The following is a 21,957-nucleotide window of genomic DNA, read 5'->3' on the forward strand; positions in this document are numbered from 1 at the left end:
ATATTAGATCAGCAGAGCAGCCTTCGTAGGATTTCAGGCGGGGCTCGATGTTGTCAGCTTCTTTTCACAAAGATTGCGTTACCCTTAGCACTTATGCCTTAGAAATAGAGAAGCCTGCATGTTTGAGATCCCACGCCTGGAGACTGACCGTCTTGTTTTGCGCGCTCCTTGCGAAGTAGACGTTGAAGCATATCGCGCGTTCTTTGCGGACGGCGAAGCGTCCGAGTTTTATGGCGGACCACTGTCGACCAAGGAGGCCTGGAACAGTTTGGCCAGTGTACTGGGGCACTGGTATCTGCGTAGGTACGGCTAATGGACCATTCAGAAAAAGGACGTCGGATCTGTGGTTGGCAGCTGCGGATTCGCATGGCCCGATGGTTGGCCAAGATCAGAACTTACATGGTGGATCGCCGCCTCAGAACGGCGTCGTGGATTTGCCAAAGAGGCTTCGCTCGCCGCAATCAAGTTCGGATACGACGTACTGGATTGGGACTTGGTCCAGACGCATATGAAGGATGAAAATGTCGCAGCGCGCTCCTTGGTCAGATCTCTTGGCGGCAAGGTTATCGGGCGAGACAAGTTTCCCGATGGCATAGAGCGCGATATTTACCGACTACCAAGGTCCGCCGAGTCCTGATGTGAAATCTAAGGGCTTTAAGTAGAAACGCGGGCCTGTTTCCAGTGCCCGCGTTTCAAAACTTCCGAAAGAACACTATCAGTCTTCAGAGACTTCAGTTGCGGGCACTTCGTCTGCTGCAACTTCTTCCTCTTCGTCGTCATCGTTCTGTGACGCAAGACCGGATGGTGCTTGCACGTTCGCAATCACGAAGTCACGGTCGATGGTGGGTTTTGCACCCTCTGGCAGATTGATCGACGAGATCGTCAGCGTATCGCCAATTTCCATTTCTGACACATCAGCCGTGATACTTTCAGGGATGTCGCCTGCGGTCACGATCAGTTCGATCTCAGGACGCACAACAGTCAGGACCCCGCCTTTCTTGATGCCGGGTGCCACGTCTTCGCCTGTGAATTCCAGCGGAATGAACAGGTTGATTTTTGTGGTCCTGCGCAAGCGCATGAAATCCACGTGCGTTGGCAGGTCCTTGACCACGTCGCGTTGCACATTACGGCAAATAACGCGTACGTCGTCTTGGCCTTCTACTTTCATGTTGTAGAGCGTGGACAGGAAGCGGCCTGCCTTCAACTTCTTGAACAACACGTTAAAGGGAATGTTAATCGGTGTTGGGTCTACGCCACCACCATAAACGATACCGGGCACCTTGCCTTCGCGGCGTGCTTGACGGGCGGCCCCCTTGCCTGTCCCCGTCCGTGCCTCGGCTACGAGATCAGGGATCTCTCCAGCCATGAGCTTTCTCCATCAATGTAAATGCGGCTGCCTCCAAGGGTGTCGGGCCGCGTGAAGCCGTGGCGATAAAGGAGCACCGGTGACTTGTCCAGCCGATTCTCACGCGTGCGAACATGTCCGTAGGAATTCGTGACTTGTGAGCGAAGAGATGGAGCGATAGCCCCGACCAATGCGCTTTGATCATTCCCTTCGTCTGTCACGTCATACGCTGCCCGCTTTTGCGGCGGAAGGCTTGGTGTGGGGAACATTTGCCGCCTATGTGCCAGAGATCAAGGCGGCCATCTCAGCGAGTGATGCGCAATTTGCCATGGGTCTCTTGGTGTCCTCTGCAGGGGCGCTGCTGGGACTTTGGATCGCCCCGCGGTTTGACCAGCGGGTGACGCGATTGGCGATGCCGATCGCGGCGATTTTTATGGCGGCTGCGTTCATCGGGCCTGCGGCCAGTACGTCGCTGCTCATCTTTATCGCGCTGATGCTGTTTGTCGGGACCGGATCCGGTCTGCTTGATGTTGTGATGAACGCCCGGGTCTCGCAGATTGAGGCGGCGTCTGGCAGCTCGCTCATGAACCTCAATCACGCTGGCTTTTCGGCAGCCTACGGTTTGGCGGCGCTCGCATGCGCGCCCGCGCGCGAAGCAGGCGTTCCCGCATGGATGATGTTCACCGGTATCCTGCTTATCGTTCTTGTCTGCGGACGTATGATGGTTCTTGCACCGTTGGAGGAGGACGCGCCCGAAACAAGCCAGAGCAGAAAACGGCTGCCGGGGTTCGTTTTCTGGGCCGGTGTGATTGTTTTGGCCGGGTTTCTGGCAGAGCAATCGATTGAGGGATGGTCCGCGCTGCATCTCGAACGGACCCTTGGGGCAGGGCCTGCCGAGGGAGCATTGGGTCCCGCGCTTCTGGGCATAACCATGTTGATCGGGCGGTTGAGTGGCCAATTGGTCGCGGCACATCTATCAGAACGCTTTGTTATCGCAATGGCCGCCACCTTGGGCAGTGTGGGCTGTATTATAGCGGCCTCTGCAAGCACTGTCGCAATGGCGTACGTGGGATTTGCATTGGCGGGTCTGGGCATATCCGTGACCGCGCCCATGGCCCTCGCGCTTGCAGGAAAACTGGCCCCGGGTGGGATGCGTACCCATGTCATTTCCCGCACTGCCATGATTGGCTACATGGGCTTTTTCGTTGGGCCACCGTTGATCGGGTTTGTCTCCGAGGCGAGCAGCCTTAGGGTGTCCTTTCTGGTTGTCGCGACCATACTTTTGTTCTGCCTGCCAAGCCTGATCCTGTTTCAACGAGCGATTAAGCCAAGCGAACAGCCCGGTCGCGGCTGGCTTGGATAAAGAGCCCGGTTCATGGCACGCGCATAGCGGAATGCGCCGACATCGTCCGGGCCCACACTGATCTCGACAGCGTGCATGTCGTCCGCCCCGAACATTTCAGTGCGGGCTTTGATGGTGTCGATCAGTGTCTCGTAGGGCGGGAACGCTTCATCTGGCGCGCCATAGATAATGGCGTCCAAAGCAACGAACGTGAAGGGTTCGGCCGAAGCCGCCGTGATGGCAAAGCCGTTGCAACACATATATGTTCAGGCATGTAAAATCTCCCTGATGCGATTGCGGGGAGGTTTATCCTAGTGAAATGAGAGGCCCGTAAAACCTGCGCTTAGGCCCAATCGCCCTCAAAGTCCTTCGGGACCAGAAGGTTGTGTCGGCCTAAGTTCTTCACGTCTTTTTCGCCGCAAAGCGCCATCGTGGTGTCGAGCTCGGAATGTATGACGCGCAACGCTTCCTCGACACCCTTCTGACCCATCGCACCCAGACCATACACAAAGGCGCGCCCGATGTAGGTGCCTGCCGCACCCATTGCCAAAGCTTTGAGAACGTCCTGGCCCGAACGGATACCGCTGTCCAGATGCACTTCGATCTTATCGCCGACCGCGTCCATGATTTGAGGAAGTACCTGAATAGAACTTAAGGCGCCGTCCAATTGACGCCCGCCATGATTGGATACGACGATTGCATCTGCTCCGACGTCCAAGGCTTTCTTGGCATCATCTGCGTCCAAAATTCCCTTCAGGATCAGCTTGCGGTCCCACTGCTTGCGGTAGTTTTTGACCGTGTCCCAATTCAGTCGCGGGTCGAACTGCTGCGCGGTCCAGCTGTGCAGGGATGAGACGTCGTCGACATCCTTTGCGTGACCCACGATATTACGGAACGTCCGGCGATGGGTTTGCAGCATTTGAATGCCCCACCGCCATTTGGTCGCAAGATCGGCAATCACGTAAGGAGTCAGCTTCGGCGGGGCGGACAATCCGTTTTTGATGTCCTTGTGGCGTTGCCCAAGGATTTGAAGGTCCAGCGTAAGAACCAGCGCGTCGCAATTTGCCTGATGCGCCCGGTTGATCAAATTCGCGATGAACTCTTCATCCCGCATGACATAGAGTTGAAACCAGAACGGTGCGCTTGTGTTCTCGGCCACATCCTCGATTGAGCAGATGGACATAGTCGACAGGGTGAACGGCACCCCGAATTTCTCTGCTGCCTTGGCAGCCAGAATTTCACCGTCCGCATGTTGCATCCCGGTCAGGCCAACGGGGGCAAGGGCAACGGGCATCTTAACGTCCCGTCCAACCATCTGCGATGACGTGCTGCGCCCTTCCATGTCAACGGCCACGCGCTGGCGCAGGCGAATTCGATCAAAATCGGACGAGTTCTCGCGGAATGTCTGTTCGGTCCAACTGCCCGATTCTGCGTAGTCATAGAACATCTTCGGGACGCGTCGTTTATAGATGCGCTTGAGGTCCTCGATCTCTGTGATGACGGGCATAGGCGTCCTTACCGGCAAAATTGGTTAGTTTTTCTTACCTATATCGAGGATTTCGCGCAATGCGTGAATTTAGGTTGAGTTTAGTGCGATATCGTACTATATAGTTCGATATCGTATTAATGGAGCTTGAAATGACCCTTTCCCGTCGAAAAACTCTTGCGCTCATTGGGGGTGGAACAATCTTTGCAGCGGGGGCTGCATCTGCCGGTTTCATCATGACCCGCACCCCCAGCAAAGCCCTGTCTCCATGGGCCGACGCCGGCACCTATGACGACCCGCGGCTTCGCGCGCTGTCTTACGCGTTGCTCGCACCCAATCCCCACAATCGCCAACCCTGGGAGGCGGAGTTGATCGGTGACAATCAAGTTGCGATCTATCGCGATCCGACTCGGAATCTTCCGGTGACGGATCCGTTTGCGCGTCAGCTTACGATCGGAATGGGGTGTTTTCTTGAGTTGATGAAACTCGCTGCCGCCGAAGAAGGCTTCGATGTCGAAATGACGCTATTCCCGGAATGGGAAGCCAATCAGGTTGCGTTGTGTACATTCATACCGAATGCGGCCAAATCAGACCCGCTTTTTGCCCATGTGATGGAACGGCGAAGCCATAAGGACATGTTCGATCCACGCACCATCGAGGCTGACAAAGAGAAACAACTTGCGGCCTACGCAACAATCTACACTGATCCCGAGAATGTCGCGGCCTTAAAAGAGATCGGCGTCGAGGCATGGTTGATCGAGGCCAATACCCAAGATGCATGGCAGGAAAGCATAGACCTGTTCCGTATAGGAAAGTCAGAGATAAACGCACAGCCGGACGGTATCGACCTTGGTGGACCCATGCTAGAAGCGCTCAACAAGGTGGGTTTGTTTACCCGAGAGGTCGCGGCTGATCTCGAAAATCCTGGTACACAAGCTGCGGTTCAAGACATGGTTGATGCTGTTAATCAGGCCCCTGCCTTCGTCGTCCAAACCACACAAGGGAATACCCAAGAGAACCAGATTGAGGCTGGGCAACAGTGGCTCCGGCTGAACCTTGCGACGACCTCTTTGGGACTTGCCCTTCGTCCGATCAGTCAGGCCCTGCAGGAATATCCTGAGATGGAGGGACCCTACAAAGCGATCCATGAAAAATTTGCGGAGGATGGCGAGACGGTTCAAATGCTGGGTCTTCTCGGATACGGTCAACTGACGCCGCGCACGCCGCGCTGGCCGCTGGAGACGCGCCTTAGGAATGGATAAGAAGTCTGTCGGAACCTATTTTTCGTTCTTCAACGAGGTTGCCATCATTGAACAACTCAGCCGCGCCATGCTGGAGGCGCGGCTGCCAAACGGTTTGATCGCGCCCCATTTTACGGTTCTGAACCATCTGACACGCCTAGGGGATGGCAAGACACCTTTAGACATGGCGCGAGCCTTTCAAGTTCCAAAGACATCGATGACCCATACGCTCTCTGGTCTTGAACGGCATGGGCTGATCGAAATGCGGCCCCATCCGAAAGATGGCCGCTCAAAACAGGTCTGGCTGACGGAGGAGGGCCGAAAAGTGCGCGAGCGTACCATTGATGCGCTCGGGCCAGATTTCCAAAAGATCGCCGCGCGGTTCCCGGTGGAGCAGATCGAAAACGGATTGCCGCTGCTTGAAAGTGTGCGGGCCTATCTGGACAAGATGCGCGACACCTAACATCTAAGCCCTGTGGGCCCCCTCTGCGAGACTTTTCACAAAGCTCAGAACGTCAGCAACCGGCGCGTCATCCGCAATTTTCTGGACAATAGCCGACCCCACAACGGTGCCATCCGCGACACCTGCAATCGCTTCTGCCGTTTCGGGTGTCTTCACCCCAAATCCAACAATAACCGGCAGATCAGTATCTGACTTGATCCGCGCAACTTCGGGGGCGACGTCGGCGGCCTGGGCCTCGGCTGCTCCAGTAATCCCAGTAATCGAAACGTAGTATACAAAGCCGGAGGTGTTCCGAAGCACGGTCGGAAGCCGTTTTTCGTCGGTCGTCGGCGTCGCCAGCCGAATGAAATTTAAACCGGCTTTTTGGGCGGGAATACAAAGTTCCTCATCCTCTTCGGGCGGCAGGTCCACGATGATCAACCCGTCGATGCCGACATCTTTGGCGTCCTGCAAGAATTTGTCCACGCCGCGTGAATAGATCGGGTTGTAGTACCCCATCATAACGATCGGTGTCGTGTCGTCAGTTTCGCGGAAGCTTCGTACCATCTCCAGCGTTTTTTCAAGGGTTTGTCCCGCTTCCAGCGCCCGCTGTCCAGCCAACTGGATTGTGCTTCCATCCGCCATTGGATCCGTGAACGGCAAGCCAAGCTCAATGATATCGACACCCGCGGCAGGCAGTCCTTTCACGATCTCCAAAGATTTTTCATAGTTTGGATCGCCCGCCATGACATAAGACACGAAGGCTTTCTTTCCCTCGACTTTGAGCCGCGCAAATGTGTCGTCGATCCGTGTCATCTGGTGTTCCTTGCCAAAGCGCCTCTGGCGGTGTGCACCAGAACGCGGCGGAAAATCAATGCCCCGCTTGACGAGATCGGACCTCGGCCCCTACATGCGCTCCGAACCGGACAAGCGAAAGGCGCGGATCATGGGCTTCAAAATGGGTATTGTCGGTTTGCCGAATGTGGGCAAATCAACGCTGTTTAACGCGCTGACCCGCACGGCCGCCGCTCAGGCTGCGAACTTTCCGTTTTGCACCATCGAGCCCAACGTGGGCGAGGTTGCCGTACCGGATGATCGGCTCGATACCTTGGCCGAGATCGCCAACTCGCGCCAGATCATCCCGGCCCGCATGACATTTGTCGATATTGCTGGGTTGGTCAAAGGTGCCTCGAAGGGGGAGGGGCTGGGAAATCAGTTTCTGGCCAATATTCGCGAAACCGATGCGATCGCCCATGTGCTGCGTTGCTTTGAAGACGGCGACATCACCCATGTGGATGGCAGAGTTGACCCGTTGGCGGACGCAGCGACCATCGAAACGGAACTGATGCTGGCAGACCTAGAAAGCATCGAGAAGCGGTTGCAAAACATCGTCCGCAAGGTTCGCGGCGGCGACAAGGAGGCGGTCCAGCAAGAACGGCTGTTGCGCGCCGCGATGGCGGCCCTCGAAGACGGGCGACCCGCGCGAACAGTTGAGGTGGATGTAGATGACCAGAAGTCCTGGAAGATGCTGCAGCTTCTGACCACCAAGCCGATCCTCTATGTTTGCAATGTGGATGAGGCATCTGCCGCAACTGGCAACGCTTTTTCGAACAAGGTCGCGGTCATGGCAGAGGAACAAGGCGCAGCCCATGTGGTGATTTCCGCGCAGATCGAGGAAGAGATCAGCCAACTTGATGCGGACGAGGCTGAGATGTTCCTGAGCGAGATGGGGCTAGAGGAAGCAGGCCTCGACCGGCTAATCCGGGCGGGCTATGCGCTTCTTCATCTCGAGACCTACTTTACGGTCGGTCCAAAAGAAGCACGGGCCTGGACCATCAAGCACGGCACGATGGCGCCTCAAGCCGCCGGTGTGATCCATGGGGACTTCGAAAAAGGGTTCATTCGCGCCGAGACGATTGCCTATGACGACTATGTCACGCTTAAAGGTGAACAGTCGGCAAAGGAGGCCGGGAAGATGCGGGCGGAAGGCAAGGGGTACACTGTCAAAGACGGCGACGTTCTGCACTTCCTGTTCAACACCTGATTTTGCCTAAGGCGCGTTGATCCGGAGCTGCGCTACTATCTCTGACGCCCTCCGAAAGTCGTTTTCGAATGCGATCTGTTCTGCTGCCCGAACCTTTTTGTCGGTCAGCCTTAGCAGATAGGACGGGTGAACCGTGATGAAGATAGGTGTGCCATCTGTTGCCAACTCAATCTGGCCGCGTCGCTTGAGAAGATCTTTACCCGAACCGGTCAACGCCTCGGCGGCTGTCGCGCCCAAAGCCACGATCACCTTCGGTTTGATTTGGGCACGTTCTGCATCAAGCCACCATTTGCAACGCTGAACCTCGTCGCTTGATGGACGCTGATGAATCCGTCTGCGCCCCCGTGGTTTGAATTTGAAATGCTTTACGGCATTTGTAACGAAGACCTTATCGCGCTCGATATTGGCCAAAGTCAGAGCTGCATCGAATACCTGGCCAGCCGGACCCACAAATGGCCGCCCTGCCAGATCCTCCTGATCGCCGGGCTGCTCGCCGACAAACATCAACTCCGCCGTCGGCGGCCCCTCACCCGGTACGACCTGCGTGGCGTTGGCATGCAAAGGGCAGGCTGTACATCCTTTAAGGTCCGCACCGGTTTCAGCAGATCCTGCGCGTTGATCCTGCAGCCGTTCGCTTATCCGAGCCGCACGAAGCGGTGGCAAAGACGGCGCATTCAACTGCATCTCGCGCACACGTGCTTCGGCCGTTGCGATCAGTTCGGGGATATGCCGTGTCTCTGGCATATTCTTCCAGTATTTCTTTGGCATTTCTGATTGCATCGCGTTCAGCTTCACCCGCGCAGGATTGAAAATGTTGCAAAAATACGTGCCCCATAGGTCTTCGGTGGCGTCCTCCGGCAGATCCGGTTTCTCGCATCCGCCATGAAACGACAACTTGCCATCCTCGAATGTGGCCGTCGCATCTGGCGTGGCGATCATCCAATCCATGTCTGCAAAACGCCGGGCGAAGAAGGGGGCGGTCGGCTCGACCGTGAAATGGGTCGGCTCGAACCATGCCGCGAATTTCCGCCGGGCAGCAGATGTCGGAAGTTCGCGAAACCGGACGAACGCTTTCATTTTGTGTTGGCAGCGGCGAACGTTCTTTTCCAACTGGCGCAAGCGGGCCAAATCCGGATCCGCCCTATCGATCATCAACTGCGGCTTTGTCCGCATCCGCCACAAAAAAGCGTAGAGCCGCGCGAACCGTTCCGGATCCGAATGCCAGATCACGGTTTGCGCCATTGCGACAAACGCCTTCGAAACGGTGATTTGACCTTCGGCTTGGGCGGGCAGGGGCGCTGCGAAAAGATCGGCAGGTCCATTGGCGAACGACCAGATCACACACTCCGGCGGGGTGTCTGATTGCATGAGTGCCCGGGCAGCATCGCGCCACGCAACCCACGTCCCCTGTTGGGGCAGATCAATCGCAACCTGGCCTGTCATAGAAGGCTCAATTGCTCTGGTGGTGGGGCGAAGCGCGCCCGCAGATCGACACTGTCGGTCAACGTACCGGGTGACCACCCGCCAAGCGTCACGAAGGCACGCGCCTTTTTCATCGACGCCCCCATTCGCATCAAATCTTCATACCGCAAATATCTATGGCGCCGCGTGCTCAGAATTCGATTGACTGTTTTGACGCCAAACCCCGGAATGCGCAAAAGCAGCTCCCGATCCGCTTTGTTCACGTCGACGGGGAACTGATGACGGTTTGCCAGTGCCCAAGCCAGTTTTGGGTCGATCTCTAAATCCAGATTTCCGTCTGCTCTGCCACCTGTAATTTCAGACAAATCGAAGCCGTAGAACCTGAGCAACCAGTCCGCTTGGTACAGCCGATGTTCCCGCTGCAAAGGTGGTTTGATCAGGGGCAGGTTTCGGGAAGCATCCGGTATCGGCGAAAAGGCCGAGTAATACACGCGCTTGAGCTTGTAGCTGGAATAGAGCCGCGTGGAGTTTCCCAGGATGGTTGTATCCGTTGACCCGTCCGCACCGACAATCATTTGCGTGCTTTGCCCGGCCGGGGCGAATTTCGGCGGGCGCTTTCCCGTGTGGCTTTTTTCACTGCGAACCTGTTTGGCCAGTCTGACGTCCGCCATCGCCTTTCGGATTGTATCCGGATTTTTTTCGGGCGCGTAGGATTTGACAGCGCCGTCCGTCGGCAACTCCACATTGATTGAAAGTCGGTCCGCTAGCAGTCCGGCCTCTTCAATCAATTCGGGCGCAGCATCGGGAATGGTCTTCAAATGAATGTAGCCGCGAAAGTTCTCATCATGCCGAAGTTTGCGCGCGATCTGAACCATATCCGACATGGTCGCGTCAGGCGATTTGATGATGCCAGACGACAGGAAAAGACCTTCGATGTAATTACGCCGGTAGAATTCTACCGTAAGCGAAACGACCTCATCGACGCTGAACCGCGCCCGTTGCACATTGGACGAGACCCGGTTGATACAATAGGCGCAATCGTAAATGCAGAAGTTCGTCATCAGTATCTTCAGAAGGCTGATACAGCGCCCGTCCGGTGCATAGGCGTGGCATATGCCGGAGCCTTCGTTTGAACCCAGACTCTTGCCATCCCGGCTGTCCCGCTTGGTCGATCCGCTTGACGCGCAAGACGCATCATAGCGCGCCGCGTCGCTTAGGATTGCCAGCTTCTTCTGTAAATCGAGTCGCGCCATTCGTTCATGTTATGTTCTCATTTTGATCGGCGCAATAAGCTGTGACATTCTGTTGCGATCTAACCTTGCAGGCTTGCTGACTTGTCGCTAAACGGGTCGGCGGAGACGTGGCCGAGTGGTCGAAGGCGCTCCCCTGCTAAGGGAGTAGGCGGGAAACCGTCTCGAGGGTTCGAATCCCTTCGTCTCCGCCACTACACATTTTCAATGAATTTGAGCGGGTCGATTTGGGCCGTCTTTTTCCTTTGTTTGCTTGGATTTATGGCTGTGGTTCGGTTGTCTTGAGTTTCTTTCGATAACGCATATATTCTTTCCTTGAGTGGTATAGAATGTGGTATTTTCGAATGACCTTATCTGGGAAGCTGACAAAGAAGTTAGTCGAAAACCTTGGCGCTGGGCGGCACGGCGATGGCAATGGATTGTATCTTGTCGTTGATCCATCGGGGGCGCGGCGTTGGATCGTGCGCGTAGTTGTCAAAGGGCAGAAAAATAAGAAGGGCGCTCCACTGCGCACGGATTTTGGCTTGGGTGGGGCCGATATTGTCACGATCAACCAAGCAAGAGAACGCGCGCTGGAATATAGGCGCATGGCAAAGCAAGGTTTGAATCCGCGTTTCAATGCGCGCCAAGAGGTGCCAACTTTTGAAGAGGTGGCGCAACAAGTCCATATTGACCGAATGCCAACATGGAAAAACGCCAAGCATGGTCAGCAATGGATCAACACTCTGCGCGACTATGCTTTTCCAAAGATTGGTCGAATGCCGATTGATAGCGTAGATCAGCCGGAGGTCATGATGTGCCTTGCGCCGATCTGGACGGAAAAACACGAAACCGCTAAACGACTAGCCCAGCGTATAAAAACTGTCTTGGATGTCGCACGCTCTAAAGGTTTTCGGAGTGGTGAAAACCCCGTGACAGCGATTAAAGACGCTGGCGTGCTTCCCAAAGTCAAAGCTAAGGTAAAGCATCATAAAGCGATGCTTTGGAAGGACGTGCCTGCGTTCTATGCTGATTTGAAAACGCGCCCTGCGATGGCGGCGAAGGCACTTATGTTTACATGTGTTACCCGCTCTATTGACCAAAGTGGACGAGAAACACACCAATTTAGCGGCCATCCTCACAGATCAACGCAAAAGGTTACAGACCGGCCTAAGCGCTGGTAGTGGGCGCGTCTGCCGGGATAGTTTAGGATTATGTCTTCCTTTTTAACAGCGTGCATCAGTAGAACTTTAGGCGTCAGGGCGGGCAGGCCGAACGGTTACATATGTAATATCGAAATGAGCACAGCAGATTGAGCACGGAACTTGAATGAACCGCCAGTCGCGCTATCAAACCCGTTGCAAGATCATATTCGTACGATGCGAGGGGGTGTGGCCGGTCCATGACATTGATTTTATTTCGGGGTGTAGGCTCAACCTAAAGTGTTCGCATACCACGAATTATTCCAACGATACCGAAAAATATTACGGTAAACCAAACATATCGATTCCGGTCCAAAATCTCTTCGCTTGTCAGCTTGCCCGTCGATTCATTGTGAAAACCAGCAACGCTCTCTCCGGCCTCGTGAGGCTTGGACCCGAGCCAAAACAAGAGGTGATGCGTGTATTCCACTTGGGGGCCGTCTTCCGAATTAAGTGTGAATTTCGGGCTGTATGAAAAACCACCGCCTCCTGGTCTCGCGTTCCTCTTTTTGCCCTCATCTAAGACTAGAAGTGTGACTGACTCGGATTCATTTCTGAAGGCATGATCATCGAAAAGCACGAACATAGCCATACCGATCAAGCCGATACTCAGTAAAATTGCGGTTCCACCCTTCGCCATGACGCCTTCTCTCAAATGAACGCTATCAATCTGCACCGAATATTGCGGGATTGTTATGGCAATTTTTTGTCTTAGACGTACCCGTATAGTCTGACTGCTTTTCGCAGCATGAGAGGCGCTGTTACGCTACTCGGGCAGCGTGACGCTTGGGGAGGAGCTCGTCGAGGCGTGTAATCTTGTGGTCTGCGATTTGGCCAAGGACCCATGTCAGCCAGGTTTGAGGGTCGATGTCTTTGAGCTTGGCGGTCTCGATGGGACCGTTGCATTAACTCTTCTTGTGGGCAAGATTTTGGCTTTTGAGGTTGCTCATTCTGCGTAGATCTCCGTTCAAGCACCACCGGTTTCCGCCTGACATCATCTTATTTGCCGTGCGTTGGTACTTCCGTTTTCCACTGCCCTATCAGGATTTGGTGGATCTCTTAGCTGAGCGTGGCATTGATGTGGATCGCACGACGGTGCTTCGCTGGGTGCAGAAGTTTGTCCCTGAGCTGACGAAACGAACCGAGAAGCACCTTCGCCGGGCGGGTGTCGATTGGCATGTTCCCTCTCGGCAGATCACTGCGTGATCGCCTGCCGGGCGCGGGATTAGACTTACATCCGCGTCAGCGGGAAGTGGCGATATCTATGGCGCGCAATTGATGCAAATGGGCAGATGGTTGATTTCCGCTTGACCGCGAGGCGCGATGACAATGCGGCTAGAGCCTTCCTGAATAAGGCGATTGGAAGCGAGAGTTGCGGGCACATGAGAAGGCCCTCGAATAAGGGGGCTAAATGACTGGCAAGAGTCTTACATCCGAAAACGTATACTTTTGCTTTCTGACGCAATGAAAGCTGGCGGTGAGCGATTGCGAGGATCCGGAGTGTTCTTTCGACGCAAGCCCGGAGATGATTTCCCCTTTTGGGCTGGAAGTTTTTGGTTGGATAAGTCCGCAGTGGTAGTCGCAAATGCCAAGCACGGCGTTAAAATTGCAGAAGCCGATGTTGATGTGGCGGATTTAGTGTGTGCTGTGTCATCCGCTGTCCACGCTTGGCGATGCAGCAACCCGAATTCAGGTGTGCTGTCACATGATCTGAGCTTCGATGAAGTCATCAACCAAGAAGTCACAAGTGAGAACGTAGGATTCAATGAATCCTATGCTAAGAGCGGCGATTTGGCGTTCTTTGAAACCTCGTGAGATCAGCGCGTCAGGATCAAACGCTGATACTAGAAGCATGCTATCCAATATCTTTCTGGACCTGAACGAAACAAATCCCCATCGCGTTCTTGGAGGCGAGGCTGCGCTGATTTATGCTTGGCGGCTACGCAGTCTACTAGGCGCCGAGGGACAAGAGAAAGTGGATTGGCCTTATCTTCTATATTTTGCGGAAGCCGTCGAAACCCGCTAGTCGGACCAATCTGCGATGCCCGCGCCGCAGCGAATGGCCGGAAAGCGGGCTCAACCGCTGCATCTCCTAGTGATGCGGGACGGCGGCTCTGGGCCGCGAGTTACTACATATTCTGAAGCTGCCGATGTGCCAAAAATCGGACAATGCTGTCATTCTGTCGCAAGTTGAAATTTGAGGAAGGTCGCCTCGTCATATTCGACTTCGCCAACCTGCCACGCGCCAAGTCTTTCCAGTGCCCGCAAGTGCGTTCGAGAGGGTGGCAAAAGGAAAGTCACGAATGGGATGCGTTCATCCGAAATCGCGAAGTCGATAGCCTTTCGCGAGATGCGCGGCCCAAGGCCAAACGTGTCGGGTCGCAAGACAAGTCCGAAATCCCACTCGGCTCCTTCCTTTTGAAATCCACCCCATCCGACATATCGGCCATCGGACAAAAATGCCCAGTGTCCAAGTTCGTCACGACGCCAACAGTCTTCCTTCTTGGCGACGAACTGCGCCACAGTCGAGGCATCCCAGGCCATTTTCAAAAGCGGCATATGCTCCGCCACGCGCGGGTCAGACATGTGCGCCAAGATTTCGGCTGGGTCGATTTCCGACAATCGGACGAATTTTATTTCAGATCTCATTGCGGCGTCTTTCGATTTACTCGTCGCTCTTTGTCCACTGGACGCGACATTTCAACAGCCAACTCTTTGCCTGCTGTCACGCTGGGACATACGCATTCAGTTTGTTGCCATCCAAATCCCGGAAATACTCTCCGTAGAAATCATGGTCCATGCGTGGGCCTGGGGCCTTCATCTATTCCGCCAAGTTCGAGGCACTTGGCGTGAAGCGTATCAACGGCTTTTCTGTTGGTCATTTTCAAAGCGACCATCATCCCGTTCCCAACGCTTGCCCGTTCCCCATGGAATGGACAAGCAAGGTATAACGCAGGCTCGGCCCTTGAGCGCGCCCATGCCGCCATATGGCCGTGTTGCCATAGACGGCTTATGCCCACGCTCGAAAACAAGGCGTCGTAGAAATTCAGCGGCGCCTCGAAATTGTTCGTTCCGAGGGTAACATATCCGATCATGCTTGTTTTCCATGTTGCGGCGGGTTTCTGTTCCAGCCTGACCATTGGCTACCAGGGCGCTCGGGATGTTGCGCCCGACCGCTTTACAAGCAAGGTCGAGGCCGGACCGTGGCTCGGAACCGCGCGCACCTCCAAGTCTCCGAAACTCTCGATTGCCCGCACCAATCGGGAGCGGGACAAGAAGCGGCCGGTTCCGCGAAACAAGAGCGCCTGGCGCATTAGGCGGTCGGCAAGACCACGGGCAGGCTCATCCGCGCAAAACGCGAGACAAAGCGCGCCGCCGGGTCGAACAACCCTGCACAGCTCAACCAAAGCCAGCAAGGGATCGGGGACGGTTTCTAAAGCCCAGACACACGTCACAAGATCGAATGCGCCATCCTCAAACGGCAAGGACTCCAAACGTCCTCGTATCTTCGGCACAGGAATGTCGGCGCAGCGTGCAAGCATCGCTGCGGAAGGGTCGAGAAGGGTCATCAAACTAGGCCGCATGCCCTCGGCAATCAAACTACGTGCCAGTTTACCGGTGCCGCAACCTGCATCCAAAAAATTCGAATTCGGCGTCGCAAGTGCACGCACAAGGCCTTCGAGGGCGGCCTGCGCCTCGCCGCCTGCATGACGCAGCCAGCGATGATGAAGTTTGTCATAGCGAGGTGCGAGTTTGTCATAAAGATCAACCCCATCGCTTATAGGCGTTGCTGCCAACATCTCTTTGGTCCTGTTACTCATTCGGAGTGTCCGCGGTTCGCGCACGTTTTTTACGAAGAACATGCGTCGGACTGCGGCGCGGAGTGTTCGTGCACGGGCCACATCCATGCGGTCCAGAAAATTGCCACAAGAGCCACGATCTCGATGACGAGGTGAAAGGTGTCATCCATGTCGGTGGGGGATGAGGAAAGGAGCGTACCCGCGGTGACGATTGCTGCAAGGAAGGTGACAGGGCGACCGATCCTGCGGGCTAGCAGGAGCGAGAAGAGCACCATCGCAATCGGCACCTGGACGAGGAAGCCGCCCAAAAGCATCAGCCCTTCGGTGATCTTGATGCCGTTGTAGTAGCCGGTCAGCAGCATCTCGATATGGGACGCGAGGACAAACTGGTGAATGTCGCGAAAGATGATGTTGAGCAGTATGAACAGCCACAAGGCTGACAGAAGAATATGGGGATCGAGCCGTCTCATTTCGGTGTCTTCTTTCTGTGTGTCAGGAGTTTGCTGGTATCAGGCCGGGAGCACGGTCGAGTTCAGATCACGGCACCGGATGTGCGCGCCGCAAAGGCGCGGCGGATCATAAGTTCCGCAATCGCAAGGTTGATGACCCACGCCCCGATCATCAGGAGGTCACGGGAAAACCCCAGCGGCTCAGTGTCAAAGAGAGCCATTGCGACCAGAAAGAGCGCGGTCTGCGTTGAGGCCCCTTGGCCGATGGCATAGGCGCGCAGCATCGCGGCGCGGTGCGCGGCGACGTTTCGCGACCGGATCGCGACGATGGCCCATGAGATGAGAGCGACCATCGCAAGGCTAAGCGTGACCCTTGCCACGTAAAGCAGTGGTCCCTGCAGGGTGTCGGGAAATGCATAGGCCACGGTCATCCAGAGACCGGTGAGCGCGCTGACGCATCCCGCTACCGCCACGATCCGCCCGAGGGCCCTGTGCAGGGCGGGGCGGCAGCGCCTCAGGCTCGGCAGGAACTGCACAGCCCCCACAAGGCAGAAAACTGAACTGCCGAGGATATGCAAAGTGATCGGGAGCGGATCGATCACCGCACGCGGGTTCGGCGGGATGATCGCCGGAGCGCCGAGAAGTTCCGGAAGACGGACCAGCCCGACGACTGCCGGAATGAAAGAGTAGAGGAACACGAGGGCAAGGAACGCCCATTCGCGACGGCTGATAAAGTGCATTCTTCGGTTTCCCAGAATAAGGTGTCGGTCTGCCTCAGGCCGGCTTGCGCGCGACGATGAAGGGGCTCAGTCGGTTCTTTCCGAAGTACCGCGTCTGCTCGATTTCGAACCCAGCCCGGATCAGGTGGCGGGTCAGCTCGGCGCGACTGAGGATGATCACATGGGGCGCGATCCGCGCGGCCATGAGCACGCGAACCATGGCTCGCATCCAGCGCGGCGCGTCCTTCAGACAAACCGTCTTTGATATGAAGCGACCGCCGGGTTTCATTTGGTGGAATGCTGCATCCAGCACGGTGGGTATGTCATCCACCAGGTGAAGCAGGCTGAACGCGCATATGACCTCGAACGGTTGGCCAGGAATGTCTTGCGCCGCCTCCGCCTGAAGGAATTCTGGTGTTTCCGCGGCATCTCCGCCTGATCGTGAACGGGCGATCCGGATCATCTCGGCAGAGAGGTCGGTCGCGGTCACATTAGCGACGACCGGCGCGATCTTTCTTGCTGTACCGCCCGTTCCGCAGCCGATTTCGAGAACGCGATCCGTCGATCGAAGAAGCGCCATCACGCACGTTAGCTTTTCTTCGTAAGCGGTGACATCGGCGATAGGCTTTTTTGCGTACTTGGGCGCATGCCGGTCCCAGAAGGCTTGGGCAGTCATGTCGGCTTCCTTTACGTTGCAAGTCAGGTTTGAGGCAGCGTGGATGCGCCAGTCGTAAGAAACTGCGGGATACATTCGGTCGCCTTCGATTGCCGGGACCTCGCTGATCTCGTTCCGTAGCCGGTATCACCCATACGCTCCTGAAAGGTCGATTGCCTAAATTCGTCCACTTGCTATACGTTTTTATATGAACTGGCAGGCCATCTCCTTCGATTGGAATCAAGTGCGCGCTTTCCTTGCGACTGCCCAGGAGGGCTCGTTCAGCGGCGCGGCGCGCGCGCTGAAGACAACGCAGCCTACGATTGGACGGCAGATCGGTGCGCTCGAGAAGGCACTTGGCGTCACGCTGGTTGAGCGCAGCGTCCGCGGGCTTACTTTGACAGAGGCAGGGCGAGATCTGCTTGAACACGTGCGCACCATGGGCGATGCCGCAACGCTCATCTCGATGGTAGCCGACGGTAAATCACAGGACGTCACGGGCGAGGTTACGGTAACGGGTACAGACCTCTTGTCAGCAGCAATCCTGCCGGGTGTACTCAAGCCGTTGCGAGAGACGGCGCCGGGCATCCGCGTCCGCATTCTTGCGTCGAGTGAGATGCAGAATTTGACGCAGCGCGAGGCAGACATCGCGATACGCCACGTCCGCCCGGATCAGCCGGACCTGATCGCACGGCACTTGGGCGACTTTCGGGCCAATCTCTATGCCGCGGCCGACTATCTCGATCGCGCAGGTCGCCCGCGAACGCCGCGTGAAGTGGCAACGCTCGATTTCGTCGGCAACGCCGACCCCGAGCGACTGATGGCCCCGCTGCACAACATGGGCGTGCCCGTTCGCGCCGAGAGTTTCGTGATGTCGAGCGAGAGCGGTGTCGTCGCATGGGAATTGGTGAAAGCGGGCTACGGCGTCTCGATGCAGCCCGAAACTTTGGGCGAGGCTGAACCTAGCATCGAGAAGGTCTTGCCGGATTTCCCATCGTTAGAGTTCCCAATTTGGCTGGTTACTCACCGGGAACTACAGACCAGCCGCCGCATCCGCATCGTATTCGACCTGCTGGCCCGGGGTCTGTCAGACGTTGCGAAGCGCCGAAATGGTGGGGATTGACAGGTGTAAATGCGCCGAACCCGGAGCAAGTGAGGTCGCGTGGCAATAATTGAAGGTGGGGTTGCACGAGTTCGTTTTGTCCGATGAGTGTACGCTAATGTTGGAAATTCTGCGCAATCGATCAACGTCCGCTTTGGGGAAGCTGCAATGCGGCAACGTATCTCGCGATGAACGGCTGGTTAGGGCCGTCCCCTTCCGTTCTTGTTGGGGGCGTGAGGCCTTTTGGGCGAACATAATGCGAACGATCTAAGGACCGCGAAGAGCCCAGTTCGACCAATGCTGCAGGCCGCACGAATGTCTCCTCTGCCGGGCCGCGCCGAAACGGTGCCGGACGAGGAGTGGGGTCCGTAAGTGACGTTCTCTCAGCCTGGAACAACCGGCTGTACCGGTCCGGCTTGCGCCTGCATCAAGGCTTCGAATTCCGGCAGACCGAGAGTGCCGAGCGTTTCGCCATCTGGGCCCAGAATTTCGTAAATCACACCGTCAGTGTCTTTCCCTCTCGATGACTTTTCAGAGGTGTTTGCAGGGCGGCAAAACCAATCCGTGCAGCCGCGCGTCAGACGCGCTGGCGACGGTTGATGTAGCCCCGCTCAGTACAGTTTTTTCTCGTATTTCCACTCGTCGGCGTCGGGGGTTACGCTGTCGAGATCGAAATCATTGTCGATTAAATGCTGCGCAGACTGATCGCCGAGATCAGCCGCCCGCTGGATTATCTTGCGGCCGAGTTCCTCGTCAAAGGTGACGCCACGGCCGCGAAGAATATCCAAACCGTAGTTGAACGCCCCGATCGAGCTGCCCGCTTTCATCGAGCGGCGGTCCCATTGCGCTGCCGCTGCTGCATCTTCGGGTCCGCCCAGACCATTGTCTTCCATCCAAGCCATCCAGGTCATCGCTGGCACATTGCCCTGATTTGCCAAGGTGCTGAAGATTTCCCGCGCCGAGTCATGGTTTCCCGCCTTTGCCTCGATGTATCCGATGAAGCCCAACACCGGATGTGTCTCTCCCTGCCGCATACGGTCGATATGGCTGCAGATCGTGAGCTCTTCTGGATTGTGCGTGCCGTGCGCGTCGGACGTGTGCTGGCCACATTGCCTGACACTTTGTGCAATGCCGGGGGACGCAAGGGCGGTGAACAGTGTAATAGTGGGGACAGCCAATAGGTGCATGCGCATCAGGGTCTCGCCTCTCGTTCTGAGTTTCAACTCCGGCCAGCGTTGACCAATCCACTCAACGGCTGTGCGAGTTTTCCGCAAAAACACTGCAAAAAATTTGCAAAAAACGCTCCTACAGGAGCCTGTAGCCAACCCCGCGCACGGTTTCGATGACAGGGGCGCGGGATTTGTCAGGGTCGAGCTTTTTTCGAAGGTTGATCATGTGCTGATCCAATGCGCGCGAATTGGGCATAAAATCCCGACCCCACCCTGCATCATAGAGTTCATCTTTGGTGACAACTTTACCCTGTCTCGATTTAAGAAACTCGAGCAATCGAAAGTCGCGAGGTGTCAAAACAACTTCGAGCGTGCCACGGCGTGCGCTGTGGTGTTCGGGCATTAGGACGAGTTGATCGTTCGTCGCCGCGGCTTTCCAGGGACGCCAGCTTAACACCAAGCTAAGCAATCCCATCGCTGCCAGCAAACCAATCATGACCCGATTCACACCATTCAGAGAAACATGCAGTTTGTTCTGCAGCTCATTTCGATCGTAGATCAGACAAACTCGGGGTGTGCTTTGGCAGTAAAGAAGCTCGTTCCCGTCTCGATCATAGGTCGACCAAGTTGCTTGAGACGCCTGTGACGTAAGACGTGCGAGAGCCTGCAATTCCTCTACTGACACATCGAACCTTGTTGGCACGTAAATGCTTGGTCCAGGATAAAGAACCGACCCGGTCTCCGACCAAACTACGGCTTTCAAAAGAGCCGGATCTTTGCTCAGCAAAAATCCAACACGATGCGGCTGGCTCCGGACATCAAGAATTGCGCGTGCGTCCGCTGAACTCTGCAAAGAGGCCCGCGCCCATGGGTCACCACTGACCCATAGATATACAGCCCCCAAAAGACAGATGAGTCCTGTCACAAAAAGCCAACGTAGCGTCATGGCATCAAAAATGTACGAGTTCGCAGTTTTTTAAATGAGACATTCGTCAAAGCCGACGTTATGCAGCGTTCTTTTAATGGTATGTTTGTCCCGCGTTGTGTCAGTTCCACGTCGAGCCGATCATGCTCGCGCAGCGAACGTCCGGTTCGGTGAACAGCGTTGCGGCGTGGCCTGAATCCATGAATGGCTGGTATGGGCCGTCCACGCTAGGGGCGGATGATACCGCAACCGGCTATACTGCGACCGATCTAACGGCCGCGAAGAGCCCACTTGGACCCATGCTGCGGGGCGTATGAATGTCCGGTCTGAGGAATGATCATTTGCAGATGACTAACCATAGCCGATACCCATGATGGGCGTTTGGGGATAAGCGCTTCGACTTGCCTATTGGGATGCAGCTTGTATCCTAACTTTAAAAAGTGCGCCTCTCTCATGAAACCGCTTTGGGGGTCGTCACGGCGAAAGCCATAAATAATCTGAGACCGCAATGCACAAAAGAAAGCTCTTTTTTTTCCTCATTCTGATGCTGTCCGTTGCTGGTTTTTTAGCAATCCAGAGTGGAGCAGTTGGACTTTCAGGCATCTTCAGATTTTTGGCAGCCTCTATTGTGATTGTTGTTCTGGTCGTCATCACCTGCGTTGCCTTGCTTTTCATCTGGGCGTTCGCATCGAGGACGCGCAAGAAGCCTCCGCGAGCAGTCGATGGACCCCAACTTGTTCATCAACTTCCAGACGGTGATTGGGCTCCATCCGCACTTGCGTTTCATGAACGCTGCAATCTTGTTGTGTCGACCATTCTTGCAGACGATGAAGCCGTTCTCGAGGCATTCCCGATTGTCCCTCCCGATCCGCAGAAAGTGCAACCGACCTATATCCATCGGGTCGACAAGGACTTGGGATGTCATTTCGAAACCGATGTCGAAGGAGAACACGACTACTGTTTGCGCTATTCAAATGTTAGCCAAAAGGTATCCAAGCAAGATAAAGCTCTCTATGTCGCACTTTTCACAGCTTGGACGACGTACCATGTGGAAAAGGGCACCATGAAAGGCTTCAATGACCAAGATGGCATCATGTATGGCTGGAAACTTGGCCCGGATGATGTGATCGGTGTGCGCCTCGATACCGCGGGCGGCAGTCTGGTGTTCTCAGCGACACGCGCGTGGGTTATCCGTGAATTAAGAGAGCAGTTCCCGTGTCAACGCGACAACTAATGACGCTGCTCAAGACGATACTGAAGTATCTGGTGGTTGGCGCGGCGCCGAAAACAATGCGGTGAAGGTATTCCGAATGTCAAAGCAGACTTTGAAAAAATTCTGCCAAACGGCAGCTTCGTCCCGCACAGCGTGATTTCGACCTGTTGAA

23 protein-coding genes, 1 tRNA gene and 2 pseudogenes are annotated in these 21,957 nt (G+C 55.6%); 12 read left to right on the forward strand and 14 right to left on the reverse strand.

All coding sequences use genetic code 11. The annotated features are described in order from the left end of the window. Positions 1-118: 118 nt before the first annotated feature. Positions 119-313, forward strand: a complete 195-nt coding sequence (locus tag KIN_RS22325) for a GNAT family N-acetyltransferase (RefSeq protein WP_243144778.1) — start codon at positions 119-121, stop codon at positions 311-313. A 6-nt stretch (positions 314-319) separates the two neighbouring features. Further along, positions 320-637: a GNAT family N-acetyltransferase gene (locus KIN_RS22330; protein WP_306438996.1), complete on the forward strand. Its 318-nt coding sequence runs from the start codon at positions 320-322 to the stop codon at positions 635-637. A 78-nt stretch (positions 638-715) separates the two neighbouring features. On the opposite strand, the gene KIN_RS00890 is transcribed toward KIN_RS22330, so the two are convergent. Continuing rightward, on the reverse strand, positions 716-1,366 hold the full coding sequence (locus KIN_RS00890; RefSeq protein ID WP_159804084.1) for a 50S ribosomal protein L25/general stress protein Ctc: 651 nt from the start codon (positions 1,364-1,366) through the stop codon (positions 716-718). Between the two features lie 169 nt (positions 1,367-1,535). On the opposite strand from KIN_RS00890, the gene KIN_RS00895 reads away from it, so the two are divergent. Next, entirely contained in the window at positions 1,536-2,708 is a 1,173-nt protein-coding gene (locus tag KIN_RS00895; RefSeq protein ID WP_159804085.1) for an MFS transporter, read from the forward strand. Here the strand turns inward: KIN_RS00895 and KIN_RS00900 are convergent. Both KIN_RS00900 and KIN_RS00905 read right to left on the reverse strand, forming a co-directional pair. Continuing rightward, positions 2,657-2,947, reverse strand: coding sequence for a hypothetical protein (locus KIN_RS00900; protein ID WP_159804086.1), 291 nt, complete (start codon positions 2,945-2,947; stop codon positions 2,657-2,659). The genes KIN_RS00895 and KIN_RS00900 overlap by 52 nt on opposite strands. An 83-nt stretch (positions 2,948-3,030) precedes the next feature. Continuing rightward, positions 3,031-4,194 carry an alpha-hydroxy acid oxidase gene (locus tag KIN_RS00905; RefSeq protein ID WP_159804087.1) on the reverse strand — a complete coding sequence of 388 codons (1,164 nt, stop codon included), beginning with the start codon at positions 4,192-4,194 and terminating at the stop codon, positions 3,031-3,033. Between the two features lie 131 nt (positions 4,195-4,325). Between KIN_RS00905 and KIN_RS00910 the strand changes: the two genes are divergently transcribed. Then, entirely contained in the window at positions 4,326-5,435 is a 1,110-nt protein-coding gene (locus KIN_RS00910; protein ID WP_159804088.1) for an Acg family FMN-binding oxidoreductase, read from the forward strand. Further along, entirely contained in the window at positions 5,428-5,877 is a 450-nt protein-coding gene (locus KIN_RS00915) for a MarR family winged helix-turn-helix transcriptional regulator (protein WP_159804089.1), read from the forward strand. The genes KIN_RS00910 and KIN_RS00915 overlap by 8 nt, the downstream gene beginning before the upstream one ends. A 3-nt stretch (positions 5,878-5,880) precedes the next feature. Here KIN_RS00915 and trpA read toward each other — a convergent pair whose 3' ends face one another. Beyond that, positions 5,881-6,672 carry a tryptophan synthase subunit alpha gene (gene trpA / locus KIN_RS00920; RefSeq protein WP_159804090.1) on the reverse strand — a complete coding sequence of 264 codons (792 nt, stop codon included), beginning with the start codon at positions 6,670-6,672 and terminating at the stop codon, positions 5,881-5,883. Positions 6,673-6,802: 130 nt separating this feature from the next. Between trpA and ychF the strand changes: the two genes are divergently transcribed. Continuing rightward, a complete protein-coding gene (ychF, locus tag KIN_RS00925) occupies positions 6,803-7,900 on the forward strand; it encodes a redox-regulated ATPase YchF (protein WP_159805282.1) in 1,098 nt (365 codons plus the stop codon). A 6-nt stretch (positions 7,901-7,906) separates the two neighbouring features. Here ychF and KIN_RS00930 read toward each other — a convergent pair whose 3' ends face one another. Further along, positions 7,907-9,343 carry a UdgX family uracil-DNA binding protein gene (locus tag KIN_RS00930; RefSeq protein WP_159804091.1) on the reverse strand — a complete coding sequence of 479 codons (1,437 nt, stop codon included), beginning with the start codon at positions 9,341-9,343 and terminating at the stop codon, positions 7,907-7,909. Next, complete coding sequence (locus KIN_RS00935) at positions 9,340-10,575, reverse strand: putative DNA modification/repair radical SAM protein (RefSeq protein ID WP_159804092.1); 1,236 nt, start codon at positions 10,573-10,575, stop codon at positions 9,340-9,342. The genes KIN_RS00930 and KIN_RS00935 overlap by 4 nt, the downstream gene beginning before the upstream one ends. Positions 10,576-10,676: 101 nt before the next feature. Between KIN_RS00935 and KIN_RS00940 the strand changes: the two genes are divergently transcribed. Both KIN_RS00940 and KIN_RS00945 read left to right on the forward strand, forming a co-directional pair. Beyond that, positions 10,677-10,766, forward strand: a tRNA-Ser gene (locus KIN_RS00940). Between the two features lie 135 nt (positions 10,767-10,901). Further along, positions 10,902-11,735: a tyrosine-type recombinase/integrase gene (locus KIN_RS00945; RefSeq protein WP_243144780.1), complete on the forward strand. Its 834-nt coding sequence runs from the start codon at positions 10,902-10,904 to the stop codon at positions 11,733-11,735. A 779-nt stretch (positions 11,736-12,514) separates the two neighbouring features. Here KIN_RS00945 and KIN_RS00950 read toward each other — a convergent pair. Next, positions 12,515-12,646: pseudogene (locus KIN_RS00950) on the reverse strand (transposase domain-containing protein); the annotation flags it as partial. A gap of 55 nt (positions 12,647-12,701) precedes the next feature. Between KIN_RS00950 and KIN_RS22790 the strand changes: the two are divergent. Both KIN_RS22790 and KIN_RS00960 read left to right on the forward strand, forming a co-directional pair. Beyond that, a pseudogene (locus KIN_RS22790) lies at positions 12,702-13,114 on the forward strand (IS6 family transposase); the annotation flags it as partial. A gap of 139 nt (positions 13,115-13,253) precedes the next feature. Beyond that, a complete protein-coding gene (locus tag KIN_RS00960; RefSeq protein ID WP_159804093.1) occupies positions 13,254-13,568 on the forward strand; it encodes a hypothetical protein in 315 nt (104 codons plus the stop codon). Positions 13,569-13,928: 360 nt separating this feature from the next. Here the strand turns inward: KIN_RS00960 and KIN_RS00965 are convergent, their stop codons facing one another. The 5 genes from KIN_RS00965 to KIN_RS00985 form a co-directional block, all read right to left on the reverse strand. Beyond that, a complete protein-coding gene (locus tag KIN_RS00965) occupies positions 13,929-14,402 on the reverse strand; it encodes a GNAT family N-acetyltransferase (protein ID WP_159804094.1) in 474 nt (157 codons plus the stop codon). A gap of 494 nt (positions 14,403-14,896) precedes the next feature. Further along, a complete protein-coding gene (locus tag KIN_RS00970) occupies positions 14,897-15,574 on the reverse strand; it encodes a methyltransferase domain-containing protein (protein ID WP_243144782.1) in 678 nt (225 codons plus the stop codon). A 29-nt stretch (positions 15,575-15,603) separates the two neighbouring features. Next, entirely contained in the window at positions 15,604-16,023 is a 420-nt protein-coding gene (locus KIN_RS00975) for a DUF6326 family protein (RefSeq protein ID WP_159804095.1), read from the reverse strand. Positions 16,024-16,085: 62 nt separating this feature from the next. Next, on the reverse strand, positions 16,086-16,742 hold the full coding sequence (locus tag KIN_RS00980) for a DUF2306 domain-containing protein (protein ID WP_159804096.1): 657 nt from the start codon (positions 16,740-16,742) through the stop codon (positions 16,086-16,088). Between the two features lie 34 nt (positions 16,743-16,776). Next, positions 16,777-17,397, reverse strand: a complete 621-nt coding sequence (locus KIN_RS00985; RefSeq protein ID WP_159804097.1) for a class I SAM-dependent DNA methyltransferase — start codon at positions 17,395-17,397, stop codon at positions 16,777-16,779. Positions 17,398-17,584: 187 nt separating this feature from the next. Here KIN_RS00985 and KIN_RS00990 point away from each other — a divergent pair, with 187 nt between their 5' ends. Continuing rightward, positions 17,585-18,499 carry a LysR family transcriptional regulator gene (locus tag KIN_RS00990; protein ID WP_159804098.1) on the forward strand — a complete coding sequence of 305 codons (915 nt, stop codon included), beginning with the start codon at positions 17,585-17,587 and terminating at the stop codon, positions 18,497-18,499. Between the two features lie 590 nt (positions 18,500-19,089). Here the strand turns inward: KIN_RS00990 and KIN_RS01000 are convergent. Together KIN_RS01000 and KIN_RS01005 are read right to left on the reverse strand one after the other, a co-directional pair. Further along, the gene (locus KIN_RS01000) at positions 19,090-19,671 is read right to left on the reverse strand and encodes a tetratricopeptide repeat protein (RefSeq protein WP_159804099.1); all 582 of its coding nucleotides are present in this window, start codon (positions 19,669-19,671) and stop codon (positions 19,090-19,092) included. Positions 19,672-19,783: 112 nt separating this feature from the next. Further along, complete coding sequence (locus KIN_RS01005) at positions 19,784-20,143, reverse strand: winged helix-turn-helix domain-containing protein (protein ID WP_159804100.1); 360 nt, start codon at positions 20,141-20,143, stop codon at positions 19,784-19,786. 937 nt (positions 20,144-21,080) lie between these two features. Here KIN_RS01005 and KIN_RS01010 point away from each other — a divergent pair. Then, positions 21,081-21,806, forward strand: coding sequence for a hypothetical protein (locus KIN_RS01010; protein ID WP_159804101.1), 726 nt, complete (start codon positions 21,081-21,083; stop codon positions 21,804-21,806). Positions 21,807-21,957 lie beyond the last annotated feature (151 nt).

Origin of the sequence: Litoreibacter roseus, from assembly GCF_009811795.1 — a bacterium.
Taxonomy (GTDB): Bacteria; Pseudomonadota; Alphaproteobacteria; order Rhodobacterales; family Rhodobacteraceae; genus Litoreibacter; species Litoreibacter roseus.

Excerpts from the sequence above, each read along its gene's own strand:
- KIN_RS00990 (WP_159804098.1), top strand. The coding sequence starts at position 17,585 with ATGAACTGGCAGGCCATCTCCTTCGATTGGAATCAAGTGCGCGCTTTC.
- KIN_RS00915 (WP_159804089.1), top strand. The coding sequence starts at position 5,428 with ATGGATAAGAAGTCTGTCGGAACCTATTTTTCGTTCTTCAACGAGGTT.
- KIN_RS00910 (WP_159804088.1), top strand. The coding sequence starts at position 4,326 with ATGACCCTTTCCCGTCGAAAAACTCTTGCGCTCATTGGGGGTGGAACA.
- KIN_RS00930 (WP_159804091.1), bottom strand. The coding sequence starts at position 9,343 with ATGACAGGCCAGGTTGCGATTGATCTGCCCCAACAGGGGACGTGGGTT.
- KIN_RS00895 (WP_159804085.1), top strand. The coding sequence starts at position 1,536 with ATGCGCTTTGATCATTCCCTTCGTCTGTCACGTCATACGCTGCCCGCT.
- KIN_RS00965 (WP_159804094.1), bottom strand. The coding sequence starts at position 14,402 with ATGAGATCTGAAATAAAATTCGTCCGATTGTCGGAAATCGACCCAGCC.
- KIN_RS01010 (WP_159804101.1), top strand. The coding sequence starts at position 21,081 with ATGCACAAAAGAAAGCTCTTTTTTTTCCTCATTCTGATGCTGTCCGTT.
- KIN_RS00945 (WP_243144780.1), top strand. The coding sequence starts at position 10,902 with ATGTGGTATTTTCGAATGACCTTATCTGGGAAGCTGACAAAGAAGTTA.
- KIN_RS00985 (WP_159804097.1), bottom strand. The coding sequence starts at position 17,397 with ATGACTGCCCAAGCCTTCTGGGACCGGCATGCGCCCAAGTACGCAAAA.
- trpA (WP_159804090.1), bottom strand. The coding sequence starts at position 6,672 with ATGACACGGATCGACGACACATTTGCGCGGCTCAAAGTCGAGGGAAAG.
- KIN_RS00890 (WP_159804084.1), bottom strand. The coding sequence starts at position 1,366 with ATGGCTGGAGAGATCCCTGATCTCGTAGCCGAGGCACGGACGGGGACA.
- KIN_RS22325 (WP_243144778.1), top strand. The coding sequence starts at position 119 with ATGTTTGAGATCCCACGCCTGGAGACTGACCGTCTTGTTTTGCGCGCT.
- KIN_RS00900 (WP_159804086.1), bottom strand. The coding sequence starts at position 2,947 with ATGTGTTGCAACGGCTTTGCCATCACGGCGGCTTCGGCCGAACCCTTC.
- KIN_RS01000 (WP_159804099.1), bottom strand. The coding sequence starts at position 19,671 with ATGCGCATGCACCTATTGGCTGTCCCCACTATTACACTGTTCACCGCC.
- KIN_RS00935 (WP_159804092.1), bottom strand. The coding sequence starts at position 10,575 with ATGGCGCGACTCGATTTACAGAAGAAGCTGGCAATCCTAAGCGACGCG.
- KIN_RS00905 (WP_159804087.1), bottom strand. The coding sequence starts at position 4,194 with ATGCCCGTCATCACAGAGATCGAGGACCTCAAGCGCATCTATAAACGA.
- ychF (WP_159805282.1), top strand. The coding sequence starts at position 6,803 with ATGGGCTTCAAAATGGGTATTGTCGGTTTGCCGAATGTGGGCAAATCA.
- KIN_RS01005 (WP_159804100.1), bottom strand. The coding sequence starts at position 20,143 with ATGATTGGTTTGCTGGCAGCGATGGGATTGCTTAGCTTGGTGTTAAGC.
- KIN_RS00980 (WP_159804096.1), bottom strand. The coding sequence starts at position 16,742 with ATGCACTTTATCAGCCGTCGCGAATGGGCGTTCCTTGCCCTCGTGTTC.
- KIN_RS00975 (WP_159804095.1), bottom strand. The coding sequence starts at position 16,023 with ATGAGACGGCTCGATCCCCATATTCTTCTGTCAGCCTTGTGGCTGTTC.
- KIN_RS00970 (WP_243144782.1), bottom strand. The coding sequence starts at position 15,574 with ATGAGTAACAGGACCAAAGAGATGTTGGCAGCAACGCCTATAAGCGAT.